Annotated in this window: 23 protein-coding genes and 1 riboswitch; of the genes, 10 read left to right on the top strand and 13 right to left on the bottom strand. The window is 63.5% G+C overall.

Translation table 11 applies throughout. The features are described from left to right. Positions 1-39 precede the first annotated feature (39 nt). From fba to EGJ86_RS09920, 7 genes are all read right to left on the bottom strand, one after another. Positions 40-1104 carry a class II fructose-bisphosphate aldolase gene (gene fba / locus EGJ86_RS09950; RefSeq protein ID WP_037003821.1) on the bottom strand — a complete coding sequence of 355 codons (1065 nt, stop codon included), beginning with the start codon at positions 1102-1104 and terminating at the stop codon, positions 40-42. A gap of 123 nt (positions 1105-1227) precedes the next feature. Further along, positions 1228-1554: an MliC family protein gene (locus tag EGJ86_RS09945; protein ID WP_125834983.1), complete on the bottom strand. Its 327-nt coding sequence runs from the start codon at positions 1552-1554 to the stop codon at positions 1228-1230. Between the two features lie 12 nt (positions 1555-1566). Beyond that, positions 1567-1752, bottom strand: coding sequence for a hypothetical protein (locus EGJ86_RS09940; RefSeq protein WP_106733667.1), 186 nt, complete (start codon positions 1750-1752; stop codon positions 1567-1569). A gap of 105 nt (positions 1753-1857) precedes the next feature. Next, positions 1858-3018, bottom strand: coding sequence for a phosphoglycerate kinase (locus EGJ86_RS09935; RefSeq protein ID WP_125834982.1), 1161 nt, complete (start codon positions 3016-3018; stop codon positions 1858-1860). Positions 3019-3021: 3 nt separating this feature from the next. Continuing rightward, positions 3022-4092, bottom strand: coding sequence for an erythrose-4-phosphate dehydrogenase (epd, locus tag EGJ86_RS09930; protein WP_125834981.1), 1071 nt, complete (start codon positions 4090-4092; stop codon positions 3022-3024). 102 nt (positions 4093-4194) lie between these two features. Next, on the bottom strand, positions 4195-6195 hold the full coding sequence (gene tkt / locus EGJ86_RS09925) for a transketolase (RefSeq protein WP_125834980.1): 2001 nt from the start codon (positions 6193-6195) through the stop codon (positions 4195-4197). A gap of 109 nt (positions 6196-6304) precedes the next feature. Continuing rightward, a complete protein-coding gene (locus EGJ86_RS09920) occupies positions 6305-7459 on the bottom strand; it encodes a TDT family transporter (RefSeq protein ID WP_125834979.1) in 1155 nt (384 codons plus the stop codon). Positions 7460-7569: 110 nt separating this feature from the next. On the opposite strand from EGJ86_RS09920, the gene EGJ86_RS09915 reads away from it, so the two are divergent. The 3 genes from EGJ86_RS09915 (at position 7570) to metK (ending at position 10717) form a co-directional block, all read left to right on the top strand. Continuing rightward, entirely contained in the window at positions 7570-8451 is an 882-nt protein-coding gene (locus EGJ86_RS09915; RefSeq protein WP_125834978.1) for a LysR family transcriptional regulator, read from the top strand. A gap of 73 nt (positions 8452-8524) precedes the next feature. After that, a complete protein-coding gene (locus EGJ86_RS09910; RefSeq protein ID WP_125834977.1) occupies positions 8525-9526 on the top strand; it encodes a metalloregulator ArsR/SmtB family transcription factor in 1002 nt (333 codons plus the stop codon). Next, positions 9527-10717 carry a methionine adenosyltransferase gene (metK, locus tag EGJ86_RS09905; protein WP_125834976.1) on the top strand — a complete coding sequence of 397 codons (1191 nt, stop codon included), beginning with the start codon at positions 9527-9529 and terminating at the stop codon, positions 10715-10717. A 78-nt stretch (positions 10718-10795) separates the two neighbouring features. On the opposite strand, the gene EGJ86_RS09900 is transcribed toward metK, so the two are convergent. Continuing rightward, on the bottom strand, positions 10796-11413 hold the full coding sequence (locus EGJ86_RS09900) for a hypothetical protein (protein ID WP_125834975.1): 618 nt from the start codon (positions 11411-11413) through the stop codon (positions 10796-10798). A 343-nt stretch (positions 11414-11756) separates the two neighbouring features. Between EGJ86_RS09900 and ligB the strand changes: the two genes are divergently transcribed. Together ligB and EGJ86_RS09890 are read left to right on the top strand one after the other, a co-directional pair. Further along, positions 11757-13448 (top strand): NAD-dependent DNA ligase LigB, encoded by a 1692-nt coding sequence (ligB, locus tag EGJ86_RS09895; protein ID WP_125834974.1) that lies wholly within the window; start codon positions 11757-11759, stop codon positions 13446-13448. 84 nt (positions 13449-13532) lie between these two features. After that, on the top strand, positions 13533-13928 hold the full coding sequence (locus EGJ86_RS09890; RefSeq protein WP_125834973.1) for a DUF1090 domain-containing protein: 396 nt from the start codon (positions 13533-13535) through the stop codon (positions 13926-13928). Here EGJ86_RS09890 and EGJ86_RS09885 read toward each other — a convergent pair. The 4 genes from EGJ86_RS09885 to EGJ86_RS09870 form a co-directional block, all read right to left on the bottom strand. Continuing rightward, entirely contained in the window at positions 13922-14371 is a 450-nt protein-coding gene (locus EGJ86_RS09885) for a cytochrome c (protein ID WP_125834972.1), read from the bottom strand. The genes EGJ86_RS09890 and EGJ86_RS09885 overlap by 7 nt on opposite strands. Positions 14372-14482: 111 nt before the next feature. Further along, positions 14483-16072, bottom strand: coding sequence for a methyl-accepting chemotaxis protein (locus EGJ86_RS09880; protein WP_125834971.1), 1590 nt, complete (start codon positions 16070-16072; stop codon positions 14483-14485). 181 nt (positions 16073-16253) lie between these two features. Beyond that, entirely contained in the window at positions 16254-16640 is a 387-nt protein-coding gene (locus EGJ86_RS09875; protein ID WP_125834970.1) for an MAPEG family protein, read from the bottom strand. A gap of 125 nt (positions 16641-16765) precedes the next feature. After that, complete coding sequence (locus EGJ86_RS09870; RefSeq protein ID WP_099522878.1) at positions 16766-17155, bottom strand: acyl-CoA thioesterase; 390 nt, start codon at positions 17153-17155, stop codon at positions 16766-16768. Positions 17156-17338: 183 nt separating this feature from the next. After that, positions 17339-17420, top strand: a riboswitch (S-adenosyl-L-homocysteine riboswitch). A 23-nt stretch (positions 17421-17443) separates the two neighbouring features. Between EGJ86_RS09870 and ahcY the strand changes: the two genes are divergently transcribed. The 5 genes from ahcY (at position 17444) to EGJ86_RS09845 (ending at position 24130) form a co-directional block, all read left to right on the top strand. Beyond that, positions 17444-18832, top strand: a complete 1389-nt coding sequence (gene ahcY, locus EGJ86_RS09865) for an adenosylhomocysteinase (RefSeq protein ID WP_037003797.1) — start codon at positions 17444-17446, stop codon at positions 18830-18832. Positions 18833-18931: 99 nt separating this feature from the next. Further along, entirely contained in the window at positions 18932-19777 is an 846-nt protein-coding gene (gene metF, locus EGJ86_RS09860; protein ID WP_125834969.1) for a methylenetetrahydrofolate reductase [NAD(P)H], read from the top strand. An 82-nt stretch (positions 19778-19859) separates the two neighbouring features. After that, positions 19860-21233 carry a nucleotide 5'-monophosphate nucleosidase PpnN gene (gene ppnN / locus EGJ86_RS09855; protein WP_125834968.1) on the top strand — a complete coding sequence of 458 codons (1374 nt, stop codon included), beginning with the start codon at positions 19860-19862 and terminating at the stop codon, positions 21231-21233. Positions 21234-21285: 52 nt separating this feature from the next. Continuing rightward, the gene (locus EGJ86_RS09850) at positions 21286-22044 is read left to right on the top strand and encodes an ABC transporter substrate-binding protein (RefSeq protein ID WP_125834967.1); all 759 of its coding nucleotides are present in this window, start codon (positions 21286-21288) and stop codon (positions 22042-22044) included. 187 nt (positions 22045-22231) lie between these two features. Next, positions 22232-24130: a DEAD/DEAH box helicase gene (locus tag EGJ86_RS09845; protein WP_125834966.1), complete on the top strand. Its 1899-nt coding sequence runs from the start codon at positions 22232-22234 to the stop codon at positions 24128-24130. Between the two features lie 156 nt (positions 24131-24286). Here the strand turns inward: EGJ86_RS09845 and EGJ86_RS09840 are convergent, their stop codons facing one another. Then, positions 24287-24862 carry a YceI family protein gene (locus EGJ86_RS09840; RefSeq protein ID WP_106733649.1) on the bottom strand — a complete coding sequence of 192 codons (576 nt, stop codon included), beginning with the start codon at positions 24860-24862 and terminating at the stop codon, positions 24287-24289. Positions 24863-24912: the final 50 nt, after the last annotated feature.

The raw sequence follows: 24912 nt of genomic DNA, 5'->3' as shown, positions 1-24912 counted from the left end.
AGCCCCGCACATGGCGGAGCTCCGGGTCACGCATCAGGCTCAATTGACCTTGGCGTTCAGCTCACCCTTGGCGTAGCGCTGGTACATGCCTTCCAGGGAGATCGGCTTGATCTTGGAGGCATTGCCAGCGGTGCCGAAGGCTTCGTAGCGGGCGATGCAGATATCGCGCATGGCGACGATGGTCTTGGCGAAGAACTTGCGTGGGTCGAACTCGCTCGGGTGCTCGGCCATCATGCGACGGATCGCGCCGGTGGAGGCCAGGCGCAGGTCGGTGTCGATATTGACCTTGCGCACGCCGTGCTTGATGCCCTCGACGATTTCCTCGACCGGCACACCGTAGGTTTCCTTGATGTCACCGCCGAATTCGTTGATTACCTTCAGCCATTCCTGCGGAACGGAGGAGGAACCGTGCATCACCAGGTGGGTGTTGGGGATGCGCTTGTGGATTTCCTTGATGCGCTCGATGGAGAGCACGTCACCGGTTGGCGGCTTGGTGAACTTGTAGGCGCCGTGGCTGGTGCCGATGGCGATGGCCAGGGCATCGACCTGGGTAGCCTTGACGAAGGCCGCCGCTTCTTCCGGGTCGGTCAGCAGTTGGCTGTGATCCAGCACGCCTTCGGCGCCGACGCCGTCTTCTTCACCGGCCATGCCGGTTTCCAGGCTGCCCAGGCAACCCAGCTCGCCTTCCACGGACACGCCGCAGGCGTGAGCGAAAGCTACGGTCTGGCGGGTAACGGCGACGTTGTAGTCGTAGTCGGCCGGAGTCTTGCCGTCTTCTTTCAGCGAACCGTCCATCATCACCGAGGAAAAACCCAGCTGGATGGAGCGCTGGCATACGTCAGGGCTGGTGCCATGGTCCTGGTGCATGCACACCGGGATGTGCGGGAATTCTTCGATGGCAGCCAGGATCAGGTGGCGCAGGAACGGCGCACCTGCGTATTTGCGGGCACCAGCGGAGGCCTGGACGATGACCGGCGAATCGGTCTTGTCGGCGGCTTCCATGATGGCGCGCATCTGCTCGAGGTTGTTGACGTTGAAAGCCGGCACGCCGTAGCCGAATTCGGCGGCGTGGTCGAGCATCTGGCGCATGCTGATAAGTGCCATGGTGTTTCTGTCTCCCGGTTTGGAGGTCGTTAATCGTGCAAGCCTGCCGCAGGGGCAGGCGTTGTTCAAGTTTCGTCGTGCCGGAGCCTGTGCCCGCGGCCCGTCTCGGCAGCGCCGAAGGTGTTACGGGGCCTTGCAGCCACGGCCGATCAGGTCATCGGTCGCGGTCCAGTAGACTAGGCCTTCCTCACCTTTGGTGTGGAAGGACAGGCGTCCATCGCTGTACAGCACGCCGGATGCCGCCGGCTCCTGGGTCAGGCGATAGACGATGTCATCACCGCCCAGGCGCACATCCACCTGCTCGACACTGCCATTGGCGAAGCGCCACAGCACTTCGGTCTGGCTGTCGCACACCCAGCGAGTCAACTGATCCGACACTGGCGGCTTGCTGCTGCAGGCCGCAAGCAGCAAGCCGGTGGCGGCGAGCCCTGCGAGTCTGATAGCGATCATTGTCTCTCCTTCTCAGCAACGCTGTTCCGGTGCCGGGCCAGTGGGCTCACCACTGTTCTGCTCGACACGCTGATCATCCTGAGTGGTCGGGGTTTCGATCTGCGCCGGGCTGAACACCTCGCAGGCCGCTTCACGACCACCGCCGGCACAACCGGCCAGCAACATACCAATAACGCCCAGGGCGGCTAACTTGTCCATGACATGACTCCTTGTTCGATGATCCGGTCTTCTTACAGACCACCCGTTCACGTCAGGGTTTTATCCGCCGTGGCGCAGGGTGACTCCATTCACCCTAGCTGGTGTTTATTGTGCGCGTTGCTCCAGCACTTCCACGGCCGGCAGTACCTTGCCCTCGACGAACTCGAGGAAGGCGCCGCCACCGGTGGAAATGTAGGAAATCTTGTCCGCCACGCCGTATTTGTCGATCGCCGCCAGGGTATCGCCGCCGCCTGCGATGGAGAACGCCGGACTTTCGGCGATGGCCAGGGCCAGGGCCTTGGTGCCGTTGCCGAACTGATCGAACTCGAACACGCCGACCGGACCATTCCACAGGATGGTCTGCGAGGCCTTGAGCATCTCGGCGAACATCGCTGCAGTCTGCGGGCCAATGTCGAGGATCATGTCGTCTTCGGCCACGTCAGCGACGGCCTTGATGGTGGCTTCGGCGTCTTCGGCGAAGGCCTTGGCCACCACCACGTCGACCGGCAGCGGTACGCTGACCTTGGCCGCGATGGCCTTGGCGGTGTCGACCAGATCGGCCTCGTACAGCGATTTGCCCACCGGCAGGCCGGCAGCCGCGAGGAAGGTGTTGGCGATGCCGCCACCGACGATCAGCGAGTCGCAGATATCGGCAAGGGAGTTGAGCACGTCGAGCTTGGTCGACACCTTGGAGCCGGCGACGATGGCCAGCATCGGGCGGGCCGGTTTGTCCAGCGCCTTACCCAGCGCGTCCAGCTCGGCAGCCAGCAGCGGGCCGGCACAGGCGACCTTGGCGAACTTGGCCACGCCATGGGTCGAGCCCTGGGCGCGGTGAGCGGTACCGAAGGCGTCCATGACGAACACGTCGCACAGGGCAGCGTACTGCTGGGCCAGCTCGTCGGTGTTCTTCTTCTCGCCCTTGTTGAAGCGGACGTTCTCCAGCAGCACCAGCTCGCCGGCCTTGACCTCGACACCACCGAGGTAGTCCTTGACCAGCGGCACCTCGCGACCGAGCGCCTTGCTCAGGTAGGCGGCGACCGGCGCCAGGCTATCTTCCTCACTGTAAATGCCCTCTTCCGGGCGGCCCAGGTGCGAGCAGACCAGCACGGCAGCGCCCTTCTCCAGCGCCAGCTTGATGGTCGGCAGGGACGCAAGGATACGCGCGTCGCTCTTGACCACACCGTCCTTCACCGGGACGTTTAGGTCTTCGCGGATCAACACGCGCTTACCATTGAGGTCGAGGTCGGTCATCTTCAGAACGGTCATAGATCAGTCCTTCACGGGGGCTGGTTGTACGGAGGAAGTAGATGCAGCGAGAAAATGTTCGGCAACATCGAGCATGCGGTTGGCAAACCCCCACTCGTTGTCGAACCAGGCCAGCAGGTTGACCAGGCGTGGGCCGGACACGCGGGTCTGGCTGCCGTCGACGATGGCCGAGTGCGGGTCGTGGTTGAAGTCGCAGCTGGCGTGCGGCAGTTCGGTGTAGGCCAACAGTCCCTTGAGCGGGCCACTTTCCGCCGCCTGACGCAGCACGCGATTGATCTCTTCGGCAGAGGTATCGCGTGCGGTCTGCAGGGTGATGTCCAGGCAGGAGACGTTAACCGTCGGCACGCGGATGGCCTTGGCCTGAATGCGCCCGGCCAGCTCCGGCAGCAGGCGTTCGATACCGCGCGCCAGGCCGGTGGACACCGGAATCACCGACTGGAAGGCCGAGCGCGTGCGGCGTAGGTCTTCGTGGTGGTAGGCATCGATCACCGGTTGGTCGTTCATCGCCGAGTGAATGGTGGTAATGGAGACGTACTCCAGACCCACCATCTCATCGAGAAGTTTCAGCAGCGGCACGCCGCAGTTGGTGGTGCAGGAGGCGTTGGATACCAGTCGCTCGGCACCGCTGAGGCACTGCTGATTGACGCCGTAGACCACCGTGGCGTCGATATCCGCCTCGCTGGCCATCGGCTGCGACAGCAACACGCGCGGCGCGCCGGCAGCGAGAAAACGCTCGGCATCGGCGCGCGTGGTGTATTGCCCGGAGCATTCCAGCAGAAGGTCGATATCCAGCGCGGCCCAGTCGATCGCCTCGGGCTCGCTCTGGCGCAGCACCTTCACGCAATCGCCGTTGATATGCAGGCAGTCGCCATCGACCTTCACCTCGCCGGGAAAGCGTCCGTGAGTGGAGTCGAAGCGGGTCAGGTATTCGATGCTGGCCTGATCGGCCAGATCGTTAAGCGCGACGATTTCCAGGCTCGCTGAATTGCCACGCTCGTGCAGCGCGCGCAGCACGCAACGGCCGATACGACCATAGCCGTTGAGGGCGACACGATAGGGGCGTTGTCGTGACATAGGCGCTCGCAAGGCAAAAGGAACCCGGTAGGAGCGAGCTCTGCTCGCGAACCCTGCGCGAGGCAAACAGCTTCGCGAGCAGAGCTCGCTCCTACGGAAGGGTCAGGCGTCCAGCAGTTCTTCGGCGGTGGCGACGATGTTGTCGACGGTGAAACCGAAGTGCTCGAACAGCGCCGGGGCCGGGGCAGATTCGCCGAAGCTGGTCATGCCGATGATGCGACCTTCCAGGCCCACATACTTGTACCAGTAATCGGCGTGCGAGGCCTCGATGGCGATGCGCGCACCGACCTGCAGTGGCAGCACGTCCTGCTTGTAGGCGGCGTCCTGGGCGTCGAATACGCTGGTGGACGGCATCGACACCACACGTACCTTGTGGCCGGCAGCAGTCAGTTTGTCGTAGGCAGCCACGGCCAGGCCGACTTCCGAACCGGTGGCGATCAGGATCAGCTCCGGCTCGCCAGCGCTGTCCTTGAGCACGTAGCCGCCACGGGCGACGTCAGCCAGTTGCTGGGCATCACGCGGCTGGTGCGGCAGGTTCTGGCGGCTGAACACCAGAGCGCTGGGGCCGTCGGCGCGCTCGATGGCGTATTTCCAGGCCACAGCGGACTCCACGGCATCGGCTGGGCGCCAGGTGTCGAGGTTCGGCGTGCCACGCAGGCTGGCCAGTTGCTCGATCGGCTGGTGGGTCGGGCCGTCTTCGCCGAGACCGATGGAGTCGTGGGTGAACACGTACAGCACGCGCTTCTTCATCAGCGCGGACATGCGCACGGCGTTACGGGCGTATTCCATGAAGATCAGGAAGGTGGCGCCGTACGGCACGAAGCCACCGTGCAAGGCGATGCCGTTCATGATCGCGCTCATGCCGAACTCGCGCACGCCGTAGAACATGTAGTTGCCGGACGCATCTTCAGCGGAGACGCCCTTGCAGCCCTTCCACAGTGTCAGGTTGGAACCGGCCAGGTCGGCCGAACCACCGAGGAATTCTGGCAGCAGCGGGCCGAAGGCATTCAACGCGTTCTGGCTGGCCTTGCGGCTGGCGATGGTCTCGCCCTTCTCGGCGACGTCCTTGATGTAGGCAGCGGCCTTCTCGGCAAAGTCGGCCGGCAGCTCACCAGCGATGCGGCGCTTGAACTCGGCAGCCAGTTCAGGATGGGCAGCGGCGTAGGCGGCAAATTTGTCGTTCCAGGCGGCTTCGGCGGCAGCGCCGGCTTCCTTGGCGTCCCACTCGGCGTAGATCTCGGCGGGGATTTCGAACGGGCCATGGTTCCAGCCCAGCGCGGCGCGGGTCAGGGCGATTTCGTCATTGCCCAGCGGCGCGCCGTGGCACTCTTCCTTGCCCTGCTTGTTCGGCGAACCGAAGCCAATGGTGGTCTTGCAGCAGATCAGGGTCGGCTGATCCGTGGTCTTGCGCGCGGTGTCGATGGCCATCTTGATTTCTTCGGCATCATGGCCGTCGACATTGCGGATCACCTGCCAGCCGTAGGCTTCGAAGCGCTTCGGCGTGTCATCGGTGAACCAGCCCTCGACCTCACCGTCGATGGAGATACCGTTGTCGTCGTAGAAGGCGATCAGCTTGCCCAAGCCAAGGGTGCCGGCCAGCGAACAGACTTCGTGGGAAATGCCTTCCATCATGCAGCCGTCGCCGAGGAACACATAGGTGTTGTGGTCGACGATGGCGTGGCCTTCACGGTTGAACTGCGCGCCCAGTACCTTCTCGGCAATGGCGAAACCGACGGCGTTGGCGATGCCCTGGCCGAGTGGGCCGGTGGTGGTTTCCACGCCAGGGGTGTAGCCGTATTCCGGGTGACCCGGGGTCTTGCTGTGCAGCTGACGGAAGTTCTTCAGGTCGTCGATGGACAGGTCGTAGCCGGTCAGGTGCAGCAGCGAATAGATCAGCATCGAACCATGGCCGTTGGACAGCACGAAGCGGTCACGGTCGGCGAAGTTCGGGTTGCTCGGATTGTGCTTCAGAAAATCGCGCCACAGCACTTCGGCGATATCCGCCATACCCATGGGGGCACCGGGGTGGCCGCTGTTGGCTTTCTGCACAGCATCCATGCTGAGGGCACGAATGGCATTGGCTCGCTCACGACGGCTGGGCATCGCTGAATCTCCTACGGGGGCTGCTTCTGAATGAAGGGGGCGAAAAAAGACGCCTATTTTCGCCCAGCCGGCCCCCGCGGGGCAATGACAGATGGTCGTAGAGACCAAATCAACCTGTCTGCTCGCTCAGCACGCTCACCGCCGGGCTGCCTGGCCCACCCAGGCAGGGCGCCTGAAACAGCTCGCCATGCCAGACGCCAGCGAGCGTACGACTGAACACCAGCGACCATACCGCCGCCAGCTGGATCGCCAGCGCCACGCCGACCCAAGTGAAGAAGGTCAGCCCGGTCAGCGCCTGTAGCTCGAAGGTGGCCAGGGCGAAGACTCCGAGCGGGAAGGTGAAGCCCCACCAGCCGAGGTTGAACGGCATGTTGTCGCGGATGTAGTGACGGGTGAACAGGGTGGCAATCACCAGCCACCACAGCCCCGCGCCCCACAGCGCCAGGCCGCCGATCAGGCCAAGGTCACGAGCCAGCTCGGCAGCGCTGGCCAAGGGTGTGCCAGCGAACGCCAGTGGCGCGGCCTGACCCATGCTCAGCAGCCCCAGGCAGCCGGTCGCCAGCGGCCCCAGCGGTAGCCAACTGGTGGCAGCGAAATCGGTATCCGGCAACTTGTGCAGGGCCAGGCGCAGCAGCACCAGGGTGATCAGCGAGAACGCCAGCGACAGCGACAATCCCCAAAGGATGAAGCCGGCGACCAGCAGTTGCTGCGCGGCCGCAGCGCCCAGGTGCGGCGCCAACGCTCCCGCCGTGCTGGCAGCGACCTCGGGTGCGACGATAGGTAGCAGCCAGACCGCCGTGAGTTTCTCCAGTGCGTGATGCTGACGAGTGAACATCAGATAGGGCACCAGCAGGGCGCCGAGCAGCGCCAGCGTCGCATCCAGCCACCACAAGGCATGCGCCAGCGCATAGACGCCCTCGCCCCAGCGCGGGACGCCGAACAGCAACAGGCCCTTGATCAGCACCGCCAGGCCCATCGGGATTGCGCCGAGGAACATTGACTGCACCGGATGCAGCAGCATCGGCCAGACGGTGTCGCGAAACAGTGCCAGGAGCAGCAGAAACAGCGCCGTGAACATGGCGAACAGGCTGACAGCGAAGAACCACAGGCCTTCGGCCAGCAGCACCATGCCCGGCAGGCGCCAAGGCAGATGGGCGATCACTAGCGCCAGCACACCGGTGCCCATGGTCATGGCGAACCAGCTAGGAGTGAAGTGACGAATGAATGCGAGCGGCTCGGGCAAACGACTGAAAGGGCGCGGCATGAATCGGGTTGTCCCGTGACATGAGTGATAGCGCAAGGTTAAGAAGAGGCTTGCCATATGAAAAATACATATTCAGCATCTTAACCATGCCTTTCACTTATGCATGAATCATGAACCTCCATCACCTGAAGGTCTTCCTTGCCGTAGCAGAGGCCGGCAGCATCAGCGCTGGCGCCGAGCGCCTGCACATCAGCCAGCCGGCGGTGACGCGAGAAATTCGCGACCTCGAAGCCAGCCTCGACCTGCGCCTGTTCGACCGCCTGCCGCGCGGCGTACAACTGACCGAAGGCGGCCTGCGCCTGCTCGACTACGCCCAGCGCATCTTCAGCCTGGAACGCGCCGCCGAACGCGACCTGCGTGACTTCGCCCAACTGGAACAAGGCGAATTGCACCTGGGCGCCAGCGCCACCCTCGGCTCCTACCTGTTGCCGCCCCTGCTCACCCGTTTTCGCGCCCTGCATCCACAGATATTCGTCAGCCTCGACGTGAGCAACACCGACGCCGTCACCCGGCAGCTGGACGAAGGCCGCATCAGCCTGGGCTTCGTCGAAGGCCCGTTCGTCCGCACCGACTACGCCCATCGCCTGCTGGCACGCGACGCCCTGCTACCGGTGGTTGCGCCACACCATCCGCTGGCCGCCAGCCAGGCGCTCGCCGCGGAGAAACTGCAGGATTACCCGCTGTACATGCGCGAGCCGGGCTCTGGCGCGCGCGTCAGCGTCGAGCAGGCCTACCGCGCGCATGGCCTCGAACCCCGTGCCGGCATGGCCATCGGCAGCACCGAGGCGCTCAAGCGTCTGCTCGCTGACGGCCAGGGCATTGCCTGGCTGTCGCAGCGAGTGGTGGAGCGCGAACTGGCCAACGGTGAACTGCGCCATCTGCCGGTACAGGACCTGCAGATCGAGCGCGAGCTGCATGTGCTGTGGCGCCTGGGCGCCAGTCTGAGCCCGGCACCCGCGGCTTTCCTGGCGTTGACTCAAACGTCGGAGTAACAGCAATACCAATATCAAAACTTTTTGATATTGGTATTGCTGTATGAAAAATGACCGACTAGACTGCGCCACCATGACCCTGCGCGCCCCCCAGTTGGAATTCGACCCCTGCGACACACTCGCCGCCCTGTGCAAGGCCGGCGGCGATCCGCTGCGCCTGAACGTGCTGCGCGTGCTGAGCAACGATTCCTTCGGCGTACTGGAGTTGGCACAGATCTTCGCCATCGGCCAGTCGGGCATGAGCCATCACCTCAAGGTGCTGGCCCAGGCTGGGCTGGTGGCAACGCGCCGCGAAGGCAACGCGATCTTCTACCGCCGCGCACTGCCCAATGGCCGTCTGCATGCCGCCCTGCTGGACGATATCGACGAGCTGCCGCTGCCCGGCGATGTACAGGCACGCATCGCCACCGTGCACCAGCAGCGCGCCACCGTCAGTCGCGATTTCTTCGCACGCATGGCCAGCAACTTCCAGGCCCAGCAGGACCTGATCGCCGGCCTGCCGCAGTACCGCGACAGCCTGCTGGCGCTGCTTGATGCCCTGCACTTCGCCCCCAGCGCCAGCGCGCTGGAAATCGGCCCGGGCGATGGCGCCTTCCTCCCCGAACTGGCGCGGCGCTTCGCCCAGGTCACGGCACTGGACAACAGCCCGGCTATGCTCGAACTGGCCAGCCAACGCTGCGCCGCTGAAAGCCTGCATAACGTCGAGCTGAAACTGGCCGATGCGCTGCAGGACGCGCCAGTCACGGCAGATTGCGTGGTACTGAACATGGTGCTGCACCACTTCGCCACCCCGGCCGAGGCCTTTCGCAAGCTGGCTGGCCTGGTCGCACCAGGCGGCAGCCTGCTGCTCAGCGAACTGTGCAGCCACGACCAGAGCTGGGCGCGCGAAGCGTGCGGCGACCTCTGGCTCGGCTTCGAACAGGAAGACCTGGCGCGCTGGGCGACGGCCGCCGGCCTGACACCCGGCGAAAGCCTCTACATAGGCTTGAAAAACGGCTTTCAGATTCAATTACGGCACTTTGCCAAACCCGATGCGCACAGCGCCTTCAGCCTCCGGCAAGAAAGGAACCGATAGATGAGCGAATATTCCCTGTTTACCTCCGAGTCCGTGTCCGAAGGGCATCCGGACAAGATCGCCGATCAGATCTCCGATGCGGTGCTCGACGCCATCATCACCCAGGACAAACACGCCCGCGTGGCCGTGGAAACCCTGGTCAAAACCGGTGTAGCCATCGTTGCCGGTGAAGTCACCACCAGTGCCTGGGTCGACCTGGAGCAGATCGTCCGCGACGTGATCTGCGACATCGGCTACACCAGCAGCGACGTCGGCTTCGACGGCGCCACCTGCGGCGTGCTCAACATCATCGGCAAGCAGTCCCCGGACATCAACCAGGGCGTCGACCGCGCCAAGCCGGAAGATCAGGGCGCTGGCGACCAGGGCCTGATGTTCGGCTATGCCAGCAACGAAACCGACGTGCTGATGCCGGCGCCGATCTGCTTCTCGCACCGCCTGGTCGAGCGTCAGGCCGAAGCACGCAAGTCCGGCCTGCTGCCGTGGCGGCGCCCGGCTGCCAAATCCCAGGTCACCTGCCGCTACGAGAACGGCAAGGTCGTCGCCATCGACGCGGTGGTACTGTCCACCCAACACAACCCGGAAGTGAAATACGACGACCTGCGCGACGGCGTGATGGAGCTGATCGTCAAGCACGTGCTGCCGGCCGAACTGCTGCACAAGGACACCCAGTTCCACATCAACCCGACCGGCCAGTTCATCATCGGCGGCCCAGTGGGCGACTGCGGCCTGACCGGGCGCAAGATCATCGTCGACAGCTACGGCGGCATGGCCCGTCACGGTGGTGGCGCGTTCTCCGGCAAGGACCCCTCCAAGGTCGACCGTAGCGCTGCCTACGCCGGCCGCTACGTGGCCAAGAACATCGTCGCCGCCGGCCTGGCCGAGCGCTGCGAGATCCAGGTGTCCTACGCCATCGGCGTGGCCCAGCCGACCTCCATCTCGATCAACACCTTCGGCACCCACAAGATCGCTGAAGACAAGATCATCAAACTGGTGCGTGACGTGTTCGACCTGCGCCCGTACGCCATCACCAAGATGCTCGACCTGTTGCACCCGATGTACCAGGACACCGCAGCCTACGGCCACTTCGGCCGCACGCCGCAGTCCAGAACCGTTGGCGACGACAGCTTCACCACCTTCACCTGGGAACGCACCGACAAGGCTGCCGACCTGCGCGCCGCCGCTGGCCTGTAAGCCCGCCGCGCTACGCGAAAACAAAAAACCGATGCCGGCAACGGCATCGGTTTTTTCATGCCTGCAGATCGCAGCGGCTTACCAGCTCACCTCGATACTGCTGGCCTGCGTGGTGCCCTGCACATTGCTCATGCGCAACGGCAAGCCGGCGAACTTACCCGAAGCAATGATCCACTGCTGCCAGGTAGTTTTCGGCACCATGGCGCCCTCGGTCGAGAACTCCATCTTGCAGGTGTCGAAGGCGCCGAACTCCGTCTCGATGCGTTCTCGCCCTCGGTACGTCACCGTATTGGTCAACTTCATGGCGAAGGGCTCCGCCCCTGGCTGCACGGTGATCGCGTCGAAGCTGACCGAATGGGTCTGGTCCTGGGGCAAATCCGCAGGCACGGAAAAGCTCGGCTGGTTATAGCTTTCATTGATGGCCGGCTGGATCATCACACTTCCATACCAATGGACGACGCCATCGACGACATTGCCGTAGGCGTCCGCCACCGTTCCCACGCTGTTCTCGGTATGAGTGCGATAAGCACTCTGCCCACGATAGTCGGCCAGCTCTGCAACCGTATTGACGTCGCTGGCCGTCGGTGGTGATCGTCCAGGTATTGCCGACCGTACGTAGAGCGGGCACATCGAGACAGGCCGCACTGCCGCCATTGGATGCTGCCACGGCTGGGGATGCCTCGGCAGGCGCGGCAACCGCTTCCTCGCTGACAGCGTCGGCCTTGGCGACTTGCTTGTCAGCGCTTTCACCACAACCGGCCAGCATGGCCATGGCCAACAGCGGAGTGATTCGCTTGGTAAAACGCATGTCCTGCATATGAACGTCCCTCTGAATGAACGAGTTCCTTGCCAACCCTGAGCGGGCCGCCGTCGAACAGGGTAGTAGACATGGCCCGCGCCTTACCGTGCCCTGATCATGTTTCCGCATCTACACCAGCCTGGTGAGCAGCCCACACTGGTCTAGACTGCCAAGTATCTCGACTTGGTACTGCAATCACAGGCCCAGGCCACTCGACCAATCGGAGCAAGGATGCTCAACATGAAGCGCTGGATCGCTCTGCTGCTTTTCCCCCTCACCGCCCAGGCCAGCCCCTGCCCCGACTGGCCCTCCAGTCGCGCCAGTTCCGAGCTCACCGCGCTCAGTCAGCAGATCGCCGAGTGGGACGACGCCTACCATAATCACGGCCGCTCGCTAGTGGCCGATGAAATCTATGATCAGGCACGCGAGCGCCTGCAGTCCTGGCATCAGTGCTTCCCGACTGCCCATACGGCACTGGCAGACCCACTGGCTGGCAGCAGCGGAACGATCGCCCATCCAGTGCCGCAGACCGGGCTGCGCAAGCTGAACGACGCGGCGGTGGCCGAATGGATCAATAGCCGCGACGACCTGTGGATTCAGCCCAAGGTCGACGGCGTTGCGATCACCCTGGTCTATCGCAACGGTTCATTACAACAAGCCATCAGCCGCGGCGATGGGCGCCATGGACAGGACTGGACGGCCCGCGCCAGGCAGCTACCGGCCATTCCCACGCACCTGATACAGCCACTCGATGCCGTGCTGCAAGGCGAGCTTTACTGGCGCCTGGACGACCACGTGCAGGGCCGCGACGGTGGCGCCGGAGCCCGCGGCAAGGTGGCCGGCCTGATGGCGCGACAAACGCTCGACCAGCAACAGCTCGATGCCATCGGCCTGTTCGTCTGGGATTGGCCGGATGGCCCAGCGAACATGCCAGAGCGCCTGCATACCCTGCAGAAACTGGGTTTCGCCGACAGCCTGCATTACACCCAGCCCCTGCGGGGCGCCAAGGAAGCTCACAGTTGGCGCCAGCGCTGGTTCGATCAACCGCAGCCGTTTGCCAGCGATGGTGTGGTCCTGCGTCAGGGCACGCGGCCACCCGGAGCGCGCTGGCAGGCAGAAGCACCGTACTGGGCGATTGCCTGGAAATACCCGGCCGGCCAGGCGCTGGCCGTGGTGCAGGCGGTGGATTTCAGTATCGGCCGCACTGGGCGCATCACGCCGATCCTGCGTTTGCAGCCGGTCGACCTCGACGAGCGGCGCATCAGCCGGGTCGCACTCGGCTCGCTGCAAGCCTGGGAAGAGCTGGACATTCGCCCCGGCGATCAGGTGGCGATACGCCTGGCTGGCCTGACCATTCCGCGCCTCGACCAGGTGATCTGGCGCAGCCAGGAGCGCGCAGCGGTGCACGCACCTGACCCTAATCGATATCACGCCCTGAGCTGCTGGCGACTCAGCGATGAGTGCCAGCAACAGTTCCAGGCACGCCTGAACTGGCTCGCCAGCAAACAGGGACTGAACCTGCCCGGCGTGGGACCAGGCACCTGGAGCACGCTACTTACGGGGCAAAAACTGCATGGCTTGCTCGACTGGCTGGAGCTCGATAGCGAGCACCTGCAGCAACTGCCAGGTATCGGTCCACGGCGCGCCTCGCAGTTGCAGCAGGCCTTCGCCCAAGCCCAGCGGCGCTCACTGCAACAATGGCTGCAGGCCCTCGGCGCACCACCTGGCATTCAGCTAAGCGCGGAGGATGACTGGGCCACGCTACTGGCACGCAGTCACGCCGACTGGATGCAGCAACCCGGCATGAGCCAGAAGAGCGCTGAGCGTCTGTTGGCGTTCTTCAGCCACCCCGAGGTTCAGCGCCTGGGCGCACAATTGCAGGAGGCCGGCACCGTTGGTTTCCTGCCGCAGGAAAATTCACCGCGCGGTTGACCCGGGTCAGCAGATGACTCACTCGGGTCGAACCTCGCGCGGTAACCAGGGTCACTTCGAAGTAGACCTACACGAGGACAGACCATGATTCGTCAAACCGCTTTGCTCGGCCTGTTGCTGGCCGCCAATCTCAACGCCACGCCCATCCTCGCTGCGGAAGGCGACGGTGGCTGTGCGGCCAAGCGCCAGGTCATCGAAGAAAAGATCGAGGCTGCGCGCAAGAACGGCAACTCACAGCAACTGGATGGACTGCAAAGGGCGCTAGGCAATGTGGAAATGAATTGCGACGACGCCACCCTGCACAGTGATCGCCTGGCCAGCGTCAAGGAAGCCCGTGAGGAAGTGCAGGAGCGCGAGATGGATCTGCGCGAAGCCATGGGCAAGGGCGATCAGGAAAAGATCGCCAAGCGTCAGGCCAAACTGGCCGAGGCGCGCGCCGAACTGGAGCAGGCCGAGGCCGAAGCGCGCGCCGATCAGTAAGCGCGAAACGCCTTGTGGCAGGCCTCGCAACTGTCCTCGACGGCCTGCACTGCCGGCTCCAGTTCGGAGCGGCGTAGCGGCGGCGCGGTCGTCGCCTGAACCAGTGCGGCGGTGGCCTGCTCCAGCTCACGCGCCATCTTCTGGAATTGCTCCTGGCGCTGCCAGACCTCGGGATTGGCCTTGCTACGCTCGTCGTCACGTACCTGCGGAAAGTGCTGCCAGGGCTCGTGCGACAGACGCTCGAGCTCGGCTGCGCCGCTGATGAATGCGGCTTCGTCGTAGGGAATACGACTGCGCAACATCCCACCGAGGTCTTCGCTGACCTTGAGCATCTCCTTGAACGCGGCTTGGCGCTTGCCCAACGGCGAGTCGGGGTCGACCCCACCACAAGCAGCCAGGGTCAGGCAGACGCAGGTGAGCAGCAGGAGTTTCTTCAAGGTCATCGACACGACTTCCAGGCGACAAGGGGCCGCCAGTATCGCGGCTAGCCCCGGTCGGGCCAAGCGACCTCTTGTCACAACGGCTGTCGTTTGTGTGCATTGGTCAGCCGGGGTTCAGGTACGGAAGCGCCCCAATTGGCTGTTGAGCTGCTGCACCTCGCCCTGAATCTGCGCGCTGACCTGCACCACACTCTCGGTTTCGCCCTGGCTGCGCTCGGCCAGGCTGGAGATGTGCGTTACCCGCTGGTCGATCTCCTGCGCCACCTGGCTCTGCTGTTCTGCGGCCGTGGCAATCTGCGCGTTCAGGGCATTGATGCCGTCCACTGCGCCGACGATGGTCTCCAGCGCCTCACTGGCCTGACGAATATGCTGGAGATTGCCATCGGCCAGGGTCGCACTGCGCTGCATCGCCAGAACCGCATCGCGCGCACCGCCCTGTAAACGCTGGATGATCGCCTGAATTTCACCAGTGGACTGCTGGGTGCGACTGGCCAGGGTGCGCACCTCATCAGCGACTACGGCGAAGCCACGTCCTGCCTCACCAGCGCGCGCAGCCTCAATGGCCGCGTTGAGCGCCAGCAGATTGGTCTGTTCAGCGATACCGGTGATCACTTCGAGCACCTTGCCGACACCACCGGTTTCGACCTCCAGGCGCTGTACCTGCTCGCCACTGCGCTGCAGTTGCTCCACCAGCTCGGCGATCTGCGCCGCACTGCGCTGCACCACCTGTTTACCACTCTGCGCACAATCATCAGCACTGCGCGCAGATTCGGCAGCATGTGCAGCATGACGCGCCACCTCGGCCACGGTGGAACTCATCTCGTTCATTGCGGTTGCGACTTGATCGAGATCCTCGTACTGGCGCCGTACGCCATCACCCGCCGAGTGCGCAGCGCCGACCACACTGCCGACATGCTCTCCGGTACGCTCGCCGCTGCGCTTGACCTCCGCCAACAAGCCACGCACCTGCTCCTGCATGCGGTTGTAGCCAGCGAAGATGCGGCCGATCTCGTTGTCACCCTGACGACCTTCCAGGCTACGCGTGAAGTCGCCGGAGCCGACCCGGGTCAGCGCCGCCTCCACCGCATTGAGGTTGTGCATCAGCGGACGCAGGCCGAACTGACGGCCCAGCACTACCAGAGCCAGAATGCCCAGCACGCAACCGAACGCCAACCACATCTGCCGGCGCTGGCTGCCTTCAGCGTGCGCGGCCATCAAGCCGACAGCCTGGTTCATTTCGCGCAGCAGCTCGACCGACTGCTGCTCCAGGGCCTTGAGGTCGACCGCTGCATCCCCCGTGACCACACGCTGCAGCTGAGCACGAAAACCCTGCCAGAGACCACCGACCTTGTTCATCTGCGCCTGGACGTTAGGCTCGGCGATAGCACTGATATTGCGCGCTGCATTGCCACTCAGCAGATCACGATGGGCGGCGTCGAACTGCGCCATGGTGGCTTCCAGCGTCGTTGCAGGCAGGACGCCTTCACGCAGCAACAGCGCCTCCTTGGTCATCTTCTGGCTGAGCATGCGCTGCGCGCCGGCGACGTTGATGGTCTCCGGCGACACCGACATGCTCAGGTACAGCGCTACCGAAGCGACCACCGCGAGCAGAAACATCAGCGCATAGGAAAACAGAAACTGCTGATTCAGCGTGCGCAGGCCGATGGCGCAGAGCAGGCGGTCGAAAAAGGTGGTGGCGGACATGAGAGGCTCCCTGGCAGACGGCGGGAAACCCCGCCAAATAACCGGGAGCAAGCAAGAACGTGGCCAACGGCCAGCCGCCCTACAGGCTGAGCTAGCCCATAAAACGCACCAAAGCAGAGCAATGACTGATTGGTCACGCGCTTTTTCAGTCCATTCCCAATAGTCGGCTGCAGACGCCCGGCTAAGCGGACACCACGAACAACGCCGCGATCAGCCCCATCCCAGCGAACCACACCAGCGAGCGTACGGGGCCCCAGTCGGCCAGGTAGCAGATGAAATACAGCACACGGCTGACGATGAATGCCACAGCCAACTGGTCGAGCAGCGCTTGCTCGGCGCCACCGGCCTGGTGCGCAATGATCACTGCGGCGGCGAACGCCGGAGTCACCTCGAAGCCATTGAGCTGGGCGTTGTTGGCGCGCTTGCGCCAGCCCTCCAGGGTATTCAGGAAGGCGCGCGGGTCCTGATTGGCGCGCGGTCCGTAGCCGGGGCCAAGAAACTTGGCAGTGGCAGTGCCCAGGTAGGGCAGAAAGATGGCGATCAGTACGCACCAGTAGGCAAGGGTCATGGTGTGGCTTCACTCGAAAGGTCGGGAAGCCAAGCCTGAGCGAGCGCCCCGTTACCGTCCATGGCCGCACCCGCCAATGATGCCGGCGCTTCGGCCAAGCCGGCAGCCATCCGCGCCAGCGGCGCTCAGTCCGTGAAGCGATCTCTGGCGTAGGTGATCGCGCTCTTGCCATGCGGCTGCGGCTGACCGTCCTCGCCGAGATTGACGAACACCAGCTTGTCGATGGTCAGGATGCTCTTGCGGGTTACCTTGTTGCGCACTTCGCAGCGCAGGGTGATGGAGGTGCGGCCAAACTCGGTAGCAGTGATGCCCAGCTCGATGATGTCGCTCTGACGCGCCGAACTGACGAAGTTGATCTCGGAAATGAATTTGGTCACCACACGCTGATTGTCGAGCTGGACGATGGCGTAGATCGCTGCTTCTTCATCGATCCATTTCAGCAGGCTGCCGCCGAACAGAGTGCCGTTGGGGTTGAGATCCTCGGGCTTGATCCACTTGCGAGTATGGAAATTCATGCAGTGTCCTCCGTGCCAGATTGAGCGCCCATGATGCGCCCGCAGCGCTGCGCTTGTCGTTGCATCGCTGGCTATGACGATCATAGCCAGGCAAATGCGACGGAAAGCCTTGGGCTGCGCCGCGCACACGGCTATAATTTGCCGGTTTCACGCAACCGGCACCGCTCCGGTTGTGCCCGCCACCTGTCCGAGGGGCGCTGCAGCAGGGCAACCTGTCAGGCTCGGATGGGGCGTTAACCATACGCATCAACGGCGCCCATTCGCAGACAACGAATGGAGTGCTATTGCATGTCTTTCAATGATTTCAAAGTCGCCGACATTTCCCTGGCCGATTGGGGCCGCAAAGAGCTGATCATCGCCGAGTCCGAGATGCCGGCACTGATGGGTCTGCGCCGCAAGTACGCCGCCAGCCAACCGCTGAAAGGCGCGAAGATCCTCGGCTGCATCCACATGACCATCCAGACCGGCGTGCTGATCGAGACGCTCACCGCCCTGGGCGCCGAAGTGCGCTGGTCGTCGTGCAACATCTTCTCCACCCAGGATCAGGCCGCTGCCGCCATCGCCGCCGCCGGCATCCCGGTATTCGCCTGGAAGGGCGAGACCGAAGAAGAGTACGAGTGGTGCATCGAGCAGACCATCCTCAAGGACGGCCAGCCGTGGGACGCTAACATGGTGCTGGACGATGGTGGTGACCTGACCGAGATCCTGCACAAGAAATACCCGCAGATGCTCGAGCGCATCCACGGCGTCACCGAAGAGACCACCACCGGTGTGCACCGCCTGCTCGACATGCTCAAGGCCGGCACCCTGAAAGTCCCGGCGATCAACGTCAACGACGCCGTGACCAAGAGCAAGAACGACAACAAGTACGGCTGCCGCCACAGCCTCAACGACGCCATCAAGCGCGGTACCGACCACCTGCTGTCGGGCAAGCAGGCGCTGGTCATCGGCTACGGTGACGTGGGCAAGGGCTCGGCCCAGTCGCTGCGTCAGGAAGGCATGATCGTCAAGGTTTCCGAAATCGACCCGATCTGCGCCATGCAGGCCTGCATGGACGGCTTCGAGCTGGTTTCCCCGTACAAGAACGGTCTCAACGACGGCACCGAGGCCAGCGTCGACGCTGCGCTGCTGGGCAAGATCGACCTGATCGTTACCACCACCGGTAACGTCAACGTCTGCGACGCCGGCATGCTCAAGGCACTGAAGAAGCGCGCCGTGGTGTGCAACATCGGTCACTTCGACAACGAGATCGACACCGCCTTCATGCGCAAGAACTGGGCGTGGGAAGAGGTCAAACCGCAGGTGCACAAGATTCACCGCACCGGCGCCGGCAGCTTCGATCCGACCAACGACGACTACCTGATCCTGCTGGCCGAAGGCCGTCTGGTGAACCTGGGCAACGCCACTGGCCATCCGAGCCGCATCATGGACGGCTCCTTCGCCAACCAGGTGCTGGCGCAGATCTTCCTGTTCGAGCAGAAGTTCGCTGATCTCTCCGCAGAGAAGAAGGCCGAGCGCCTGACCGTCGAAGTGCTGCCGAAGAAGCTCGACGAAGAAGTCGCCCTGGAAATGGTCAAGGGCTTCGGCGGCGTGGTCACCCAACTGACCAAGCAGCAGGCCGAGTACATTGGCGTGACCGTGGAAGGCCCGTTCAAGCCGGACGCTTACCGCTACTAATGCGTAGGGTGGATAAGCCCCTGGCTTATCCACCGCCGACTTCCAGCAAGGTGGATGGGTAAACGCCATCCACCCTAAGTCTCCAAGGCTAGAAACCCTATGAGCCAACAACGCCGCTACAGCTTCGAGTTCTTCCCTACCAAGACCGAAGCCGGGCATGAAAAACTGATGGATGTGGCGCGCCAGCTGGCGACCTACAACCCCGATTTCTTCTCCTGCACCTATGGCGCCGGCGGTTCGACCCGCGACCGTACCGTCAATACCGTGCTGCAACTCGACGGCGAGATCAAGGTACCCACCGCACCGCACCTGTCCTGCGTGGGCGACAGCAAGGCAGAGCTGCGCGAGCTGCTGAACCGGTACAAGGATGCCGGCATCAAGCGCATCGTGGCCCTGCGCGGCGACCTGCCGTCGGGTATGGGCATGGCTAGCGGTGAGCTGCGCTACGCCAATGAACTGGTCGAGTTCATCCGCACTGAAACCGGTGATCACTTCCACATCGAAATTGCCGCCTACCCGGAGATGCATCCGCAGGCACGCAACCTCGAGGACGATATCGCCAACTTCGTGCGCAAGGCCAAGGCCGGTGCCGACAGTGCCATCACCCAATACTTCTTCAACGCCGACAGCTACTTCTACTTCGTCGAGCGCGTGCAGAAACTGGGCGTGGACATTCCAGTGGTGCCAGGCATCATGCCGATCACCAACTACAGCAAGCTGGCGCGCTTCTCCGACGCCTGCGGCGCTGAAATCCCACGCTGGGTTCGCAAGCAGCTGGAAGCCTACGGCGACGATGCCGACAGCATTCGCGTCTTCGGCGAACAGGTCATCACCGAGATGTGCGAACGCCTGCTGCAAGGCGGCGCGCCCGGCCTGCACTTCTACAGCATGAACCTGGCCGGGCCCAGCCTGTCCATTTGGAACAATCTCAAGCTGCCGCGCTAACAGGCCGCTTACTCACAGGCTGCCCACCCTGGGCAGCCTGCCCGCTTCACCCTCCCGCCTTGCCGCCGAAGGATCGCCCCTCATGCTCAAACGCTCCACGATCAACGCCTCCGTCAGCCCCAAGGGCAGCCTGGAAACCCTCTCCCAGCGCGAAGTGCAGCAACTGCGCGAGACCGGCTCGGGCAGCGTCTACCGCCTGTTCCGCCAGTGCGCCCTGGCGATCCTCAATACCGGTTCGCACAGCGACAACGCCAAGACCATCCTCGAAGCCTACCCGGACTTCGAAGTGAAGATTCACCAGCAGGATCGCGGCATCCGTCTGGAGCTGATCAACGCCCCGGCCGACGCCTTCGTCGATGGCGAGATGATCGCCAGCACCCGCGAGATGCTGTTCAGCGCGCTGCGCGACATCGTCTTCACGCAAAGCGAGCTGGAGCACAAGCGCATCGACCTGGACAGCTCCGAAGGCATCACCGATTACGTCTTCCACCTGCTGCGCAACGCACAGACCCTGCGCAGCGGCGTCGAGCCGAAGATGGTGGTGTGCTGGGGCGGCCATTCGATCAGCACCGAGGAATACAAATACACCAAGAAGGTCGGTCACGAGTTGGGCCTGCGCGGCCTGGACATCTGCACCGGCTGCGGCCCAGGCGTGATGAAGGGGCCGATGAAAGGCGCCACCATCAGCCACGCCAAACAGCGCAACCTCACCGGCCGCTACCTGGGCCTGACAGAACCGGGGATCATCGCCGCCGAAGCGCCGAACCCGATCGTCAACGAGCTGGTGATTCTTCCGGATATCGAAAAGCGCCTGGAGGCTTTCGTTCGCGTCGGCCACGGCATCATCATCTTCCCGGGTGGCGCTGGTACTGCCGAAGAATTCCTCTACCTGCTGGGCATCCTCACCCACCCGGACAACCAGGACCTGCCCTTCCCGGTCATTCTTACCGGGCCGAAAAGCGCCGGGCCGTACCTGCAGCAGCTGCATGATTTCATCGGCGCCACCCTGGGCGAAGCTGCGCAGCAGCGCTACAGCATGATCGTCAACGACCCGGCCGAAGTAGCTCGTGAAATGGCCGTCGGCATCAAGGCCGTGCGTCAGTTCCGCCGCGAGCGCAACGACGCCTTCCACTTCAACTGGCTGTTGAAGATCGACGAAAGCTTCCAGCATCCATTCGAGCCGACCCACGAAGCCATGGCCAGCCTCAACCTCACCCGTGAGCAGCCACTGCATCACCTCGCCGCCAACCTGCGTCGCGCGTTCTCCGGCATTGTCGCCGGCAACGTCAAGGAGAACGGCATCCGCCTGATCGAGGAGCACGGCCCCTACGAGATTCGCGGCGAAACCACCATCATGCGCCCGCTGGATCGCCTGCTGCAGGCCTTCGTCGAGCAACACCGCATGAAACTGCCGGGTGGCAGCGCTTATGAGCCCTGCTATCGGGTAGTCGACTGAGGCTGCGCAAGACGCACTTTCAAGGCACCTGCAAAATCGCTAACCTGGCGCGATGTCATTATTCCAGCGCCAGATTATCGCCACTCTTTTGCTATGCTGTTGCGCTTTCGCCGCCCGCGGCGAAACGCTGCGCCTGGTCACGGATGCCTGGGCGCCCTATGTCTACGAGGACAACGGCCAAGCCGCAGGCCTCGACTACGAAATAACCCGCGAGGTGCTGCAGCGCCTGGGGGTAACGCTGGACCTGCAATTCCTGCCCTGGAAGCGCTGCCTGTTGGCGCTGGAACAAGGCCACGCCGATGGAATTCTCGACATATTCCACCTCCCGGAGCGCGAGGCGAGCATGCTGTTCGTCGAAGAACCACTGAGCGAGGTCGAACTCGTGCTGTTCTACGCACGTAACCGCCCCTACCCCTACGAAAGCCTGGAAGACCTGCGCGAGCTGGTCATCGGCATCTCGCCAGGCTACTGGTACAACGACGAAACCTTCCGCACCTCGACCCTGTTCAGACGTGAAGAAGCGCCGACTCATGAGGCCAACCTGGGCAAGCTGATCCGCCACCGCGTCGATCTGGTGGTCAACGATCGCCGCGCTGGGCTCTACCTTGGGGCACAGCTGGGCCTGCAAGGCCAGATCGACTACAACCGCAAAGCAGTCGGCCATGACCGCATGTACCTGGCGCTGCGTCACGACCCCAAGCTGGCGCGCCTGGCCGCGGGTTTCGCTGCCGAACTGCGCCGTTTCAAACGCGAGCCCGCCTACGCACAGTTACAACTGCGTTACGCCAGCCCTGAACGCTTAAAGCCGTGAACCAACCGACAGGCTGGTAGCTGCGCAAGGCCTCAGCTCTGTTATACTCGGATCTTCCCGCCAGGCTTGCGCCCGGATGCTAGCCCCCAGAGGCCAGCAGTACCGGACGGGATCACGCCCCCCACGTGTGATTCAAGCCAGGCTCTACACCCCCAGGGCCACGCCCTCACTTAGTACAGGATTGCTCATGTCCTTTGCCTCCCTCGGTCTCTCCGAGGCTCTAGTCCGTGCGGTCGAGTCCGCCGGCTACACCCAGCCCACTCCGGTGCAACAGCGGGCCATTCCCGCCGTGTTGCAAGGTCGCGATCTCATGGTGGCGGCCCAGACGGGTACAGGTAAGACGGGCGGTTTCGCCCTGCCGATCCTCGAGCGCCTGTTTCCGGGTGGTCATCCGGATCGCGAACAACGGCACGGCCCGAAACAACCGCGCGTGCTGGTGCTGACACCCACTCGCGAGCTAGCCGCTCAGGTGCATGACAGCTTCAAGGTCTATGCCCGCGATCTGAAATTCGTCAGCGCCTGCATTTTCGGCGGCGTTGGCATGAACCCGCAGGTCCAGGCCCTGGCCAAGGGCGTCGACGTGCTGGTGGCCTGCCCTGGCCGCCTGCTCGACCTGTCCAATCAGAAAGCCATCGATCTGTCGCACGTGGAAATTCTCGTCCTCGACGAAGCCGACCGCATGCTCGACATGGGCTTCATCCACGACGTCAAGAAGGTGCTGGCCAAACTGCCCGCACAGCGCCAGAACCTGCTGTTCTCGGCCACCTTCTCCAAGGACATCACCGACCTGGCCGGCAAGCTGCTGCACAACCCCGAGCGCATCGAGGTCACGCCGCCGAACACCACAGTCGAGCGCATCGAACAGCGCGTGTTCCGTCTGGCTGCCAGCCACAAGCGCGCCCTGCTCGCCCACTTGATCACCCAGGGTGCCTGGGAACAGGTGCTGGTGTTCACCCGCACCAAGCATGGCGCCAACCGCCTGGCCGAGTACCTCGACAAGCATGGTCTGCCGGCTGCCGCGATCCATGGCAACAAGAGCCAGAACGCGCGCACCAAGGCCCTGGCCGACTTCAAGGCCAACCAGGTACGCATCCTGGTGGCCACCGATATCGCCGCACGCGGCCTGGATATCGATCAACTGCCGCACGTGGTCAACTTCGAGCTGCCCAACGTCGAGGAAGACTACGTTCACCGCATCGGCCGCACTGGCCGTGCCGGCCGCAGCGGTGAGGCCATCTCGCTGGTCGCTCCGGACGAAGAGAAGCTGCTGAAAAGCATCGAGCGCATGACCAAGCAGAAGATCCCCGACGGCGATCTGATGGGCTTCGACGCCAGCGCCGTGGAAGCGGAGCGCCCGGAAGTACGTGAGCCACGCCAACCGCGCAATGCCGGGCAGAAAAAGCAGAAAGCCGAAGGCGGTGGCGATAAGCCCAAGGGCGAGCGCAACAACGGTGGCCGCAGAGACAAGGGCAAGGATGGCGGCAGGGATCAGAAAGCCAAGCCGCAGCAGCAAGGTCAGGGCCAAGGGCAGAACCGCCGAGGTCAGCAGCCTCGCAACCAGAATCGTGGCGCAGCCCCGGCCGTTCCCGCACTGCCGCCGGATCGCGATCCAGAAGAGTTTCTCGACGACGAAATCGACAATTTCGGTAACCGTGCCGATTACGTCCCGGTGCAGAACAAGCCGCAAGGTCGCGGCCGCCGCTCGGGAGGCGGTGCATCTGGTAATGGCGCTGCTCAGGGCCAAGGTCAGAGAGCCAACAGCAACAACAGGCAGCCCCGCAGCAACACTGGCGGTAACCCAGGCAATCCCGGCAAGAATCGCCGTCAAGGTGGCCAGGGTGGTCAAGGCCGCAACGGCGGGGGCCGTGGCCGACAGGCGGATGGTCGCATCACCTCGCTGGACCGCGACGAACTGCCACGCGCCGAAGCGGCCGTGCGCAACCCGCGCGAGAAGCAGCCGATCATCGTGCACAAGGGCTCGCGCCTGGATCGTTTCCCCAGCGCCGAGCAGCTAGACGAGTTGAGCAACAGCACTCGTCCACGCGGCGAGAAGCCGGCGCTGCTGACGCGTAATCGCGAAGAGTAAGCTGCCACGCAAACAAAAACGCCACCCCATGGGGTGGCGTTTTTGCTGGTGCCGGCAGAGTCAGAATAAACAGCTAAATAGCCCTCTCCCGCCCTGCGGGCACCCTCTCCCATAAATGTGAGAGGGTCATCAGTGGGCCGCAAGCGGCCGCTTTCTTTACTGACGCACACCTTCGACCGAGATGATCAGCTCCACGGTTTGCGAAGCCGGGCCGAGATCCATGGAGATGTCGAAGTCTTTCAGCGTCAGGGTGGTGGTGCCCTCGAAGCCGGCGCGGTAGCCGCCCCACGGGTCCTTGCCCTCGCCGATGAACTTGGCAGCGATCACCACCGGCTTGGTCACGCCGTTCAGGGTCAGGTTGCCGGTCACGTCGGCAGTGCCTTCGCCAGTGGACTTGACCGAAGTCGATTCGAACGTGGCAGTAGCGTGCTTGCTCGCATTGAGGAAGTCGGCACTGCGAATGTGCTTGTCACGCTCGGCGTGGTTGGTATCGACGCTGGCAGTCTTCAGGGTCACGCTGACTTTGCTCGCCTCAGGATTGGCGGCGTCGAAGCTGAACTTGCCGTCGAAATCCTTGAAGGTGCCGTACAGCCAGCTGTAACCCAGGTGGCTGATCTTGAAATTGACGAAGGCGTGCTGGCCTTGCTTGTCGATGGCGTAGTCTGCCGCCATGGCCTGGCCGCCGATCAGAGCGGAACCCAGAACCAGTGCAGCGAGGGCGTTCTTCAACATGGGTGTTCTCCTTGCGAGGTTGTCGATCTAGGTGGGCACGAGCCCGGTTA

It is taken from the genome of Pseudomonas sp. o96-267 (genome assembly GCF_003935465.1).
In the GTDB taxonomy this organism is placed as follows: Bacteria; Pseudomonadota; Gammaproteobacteria; order Pseudomonadales; family Pseudomonadaceae; genus Aquipseudomonas; species Aquipseudomonas sediminis.
The sequence above is the reverse complement of the archived record's forward strand: the minus strand, read 5'-3'. Positions and strand labels throughout refer to the sequence as shown.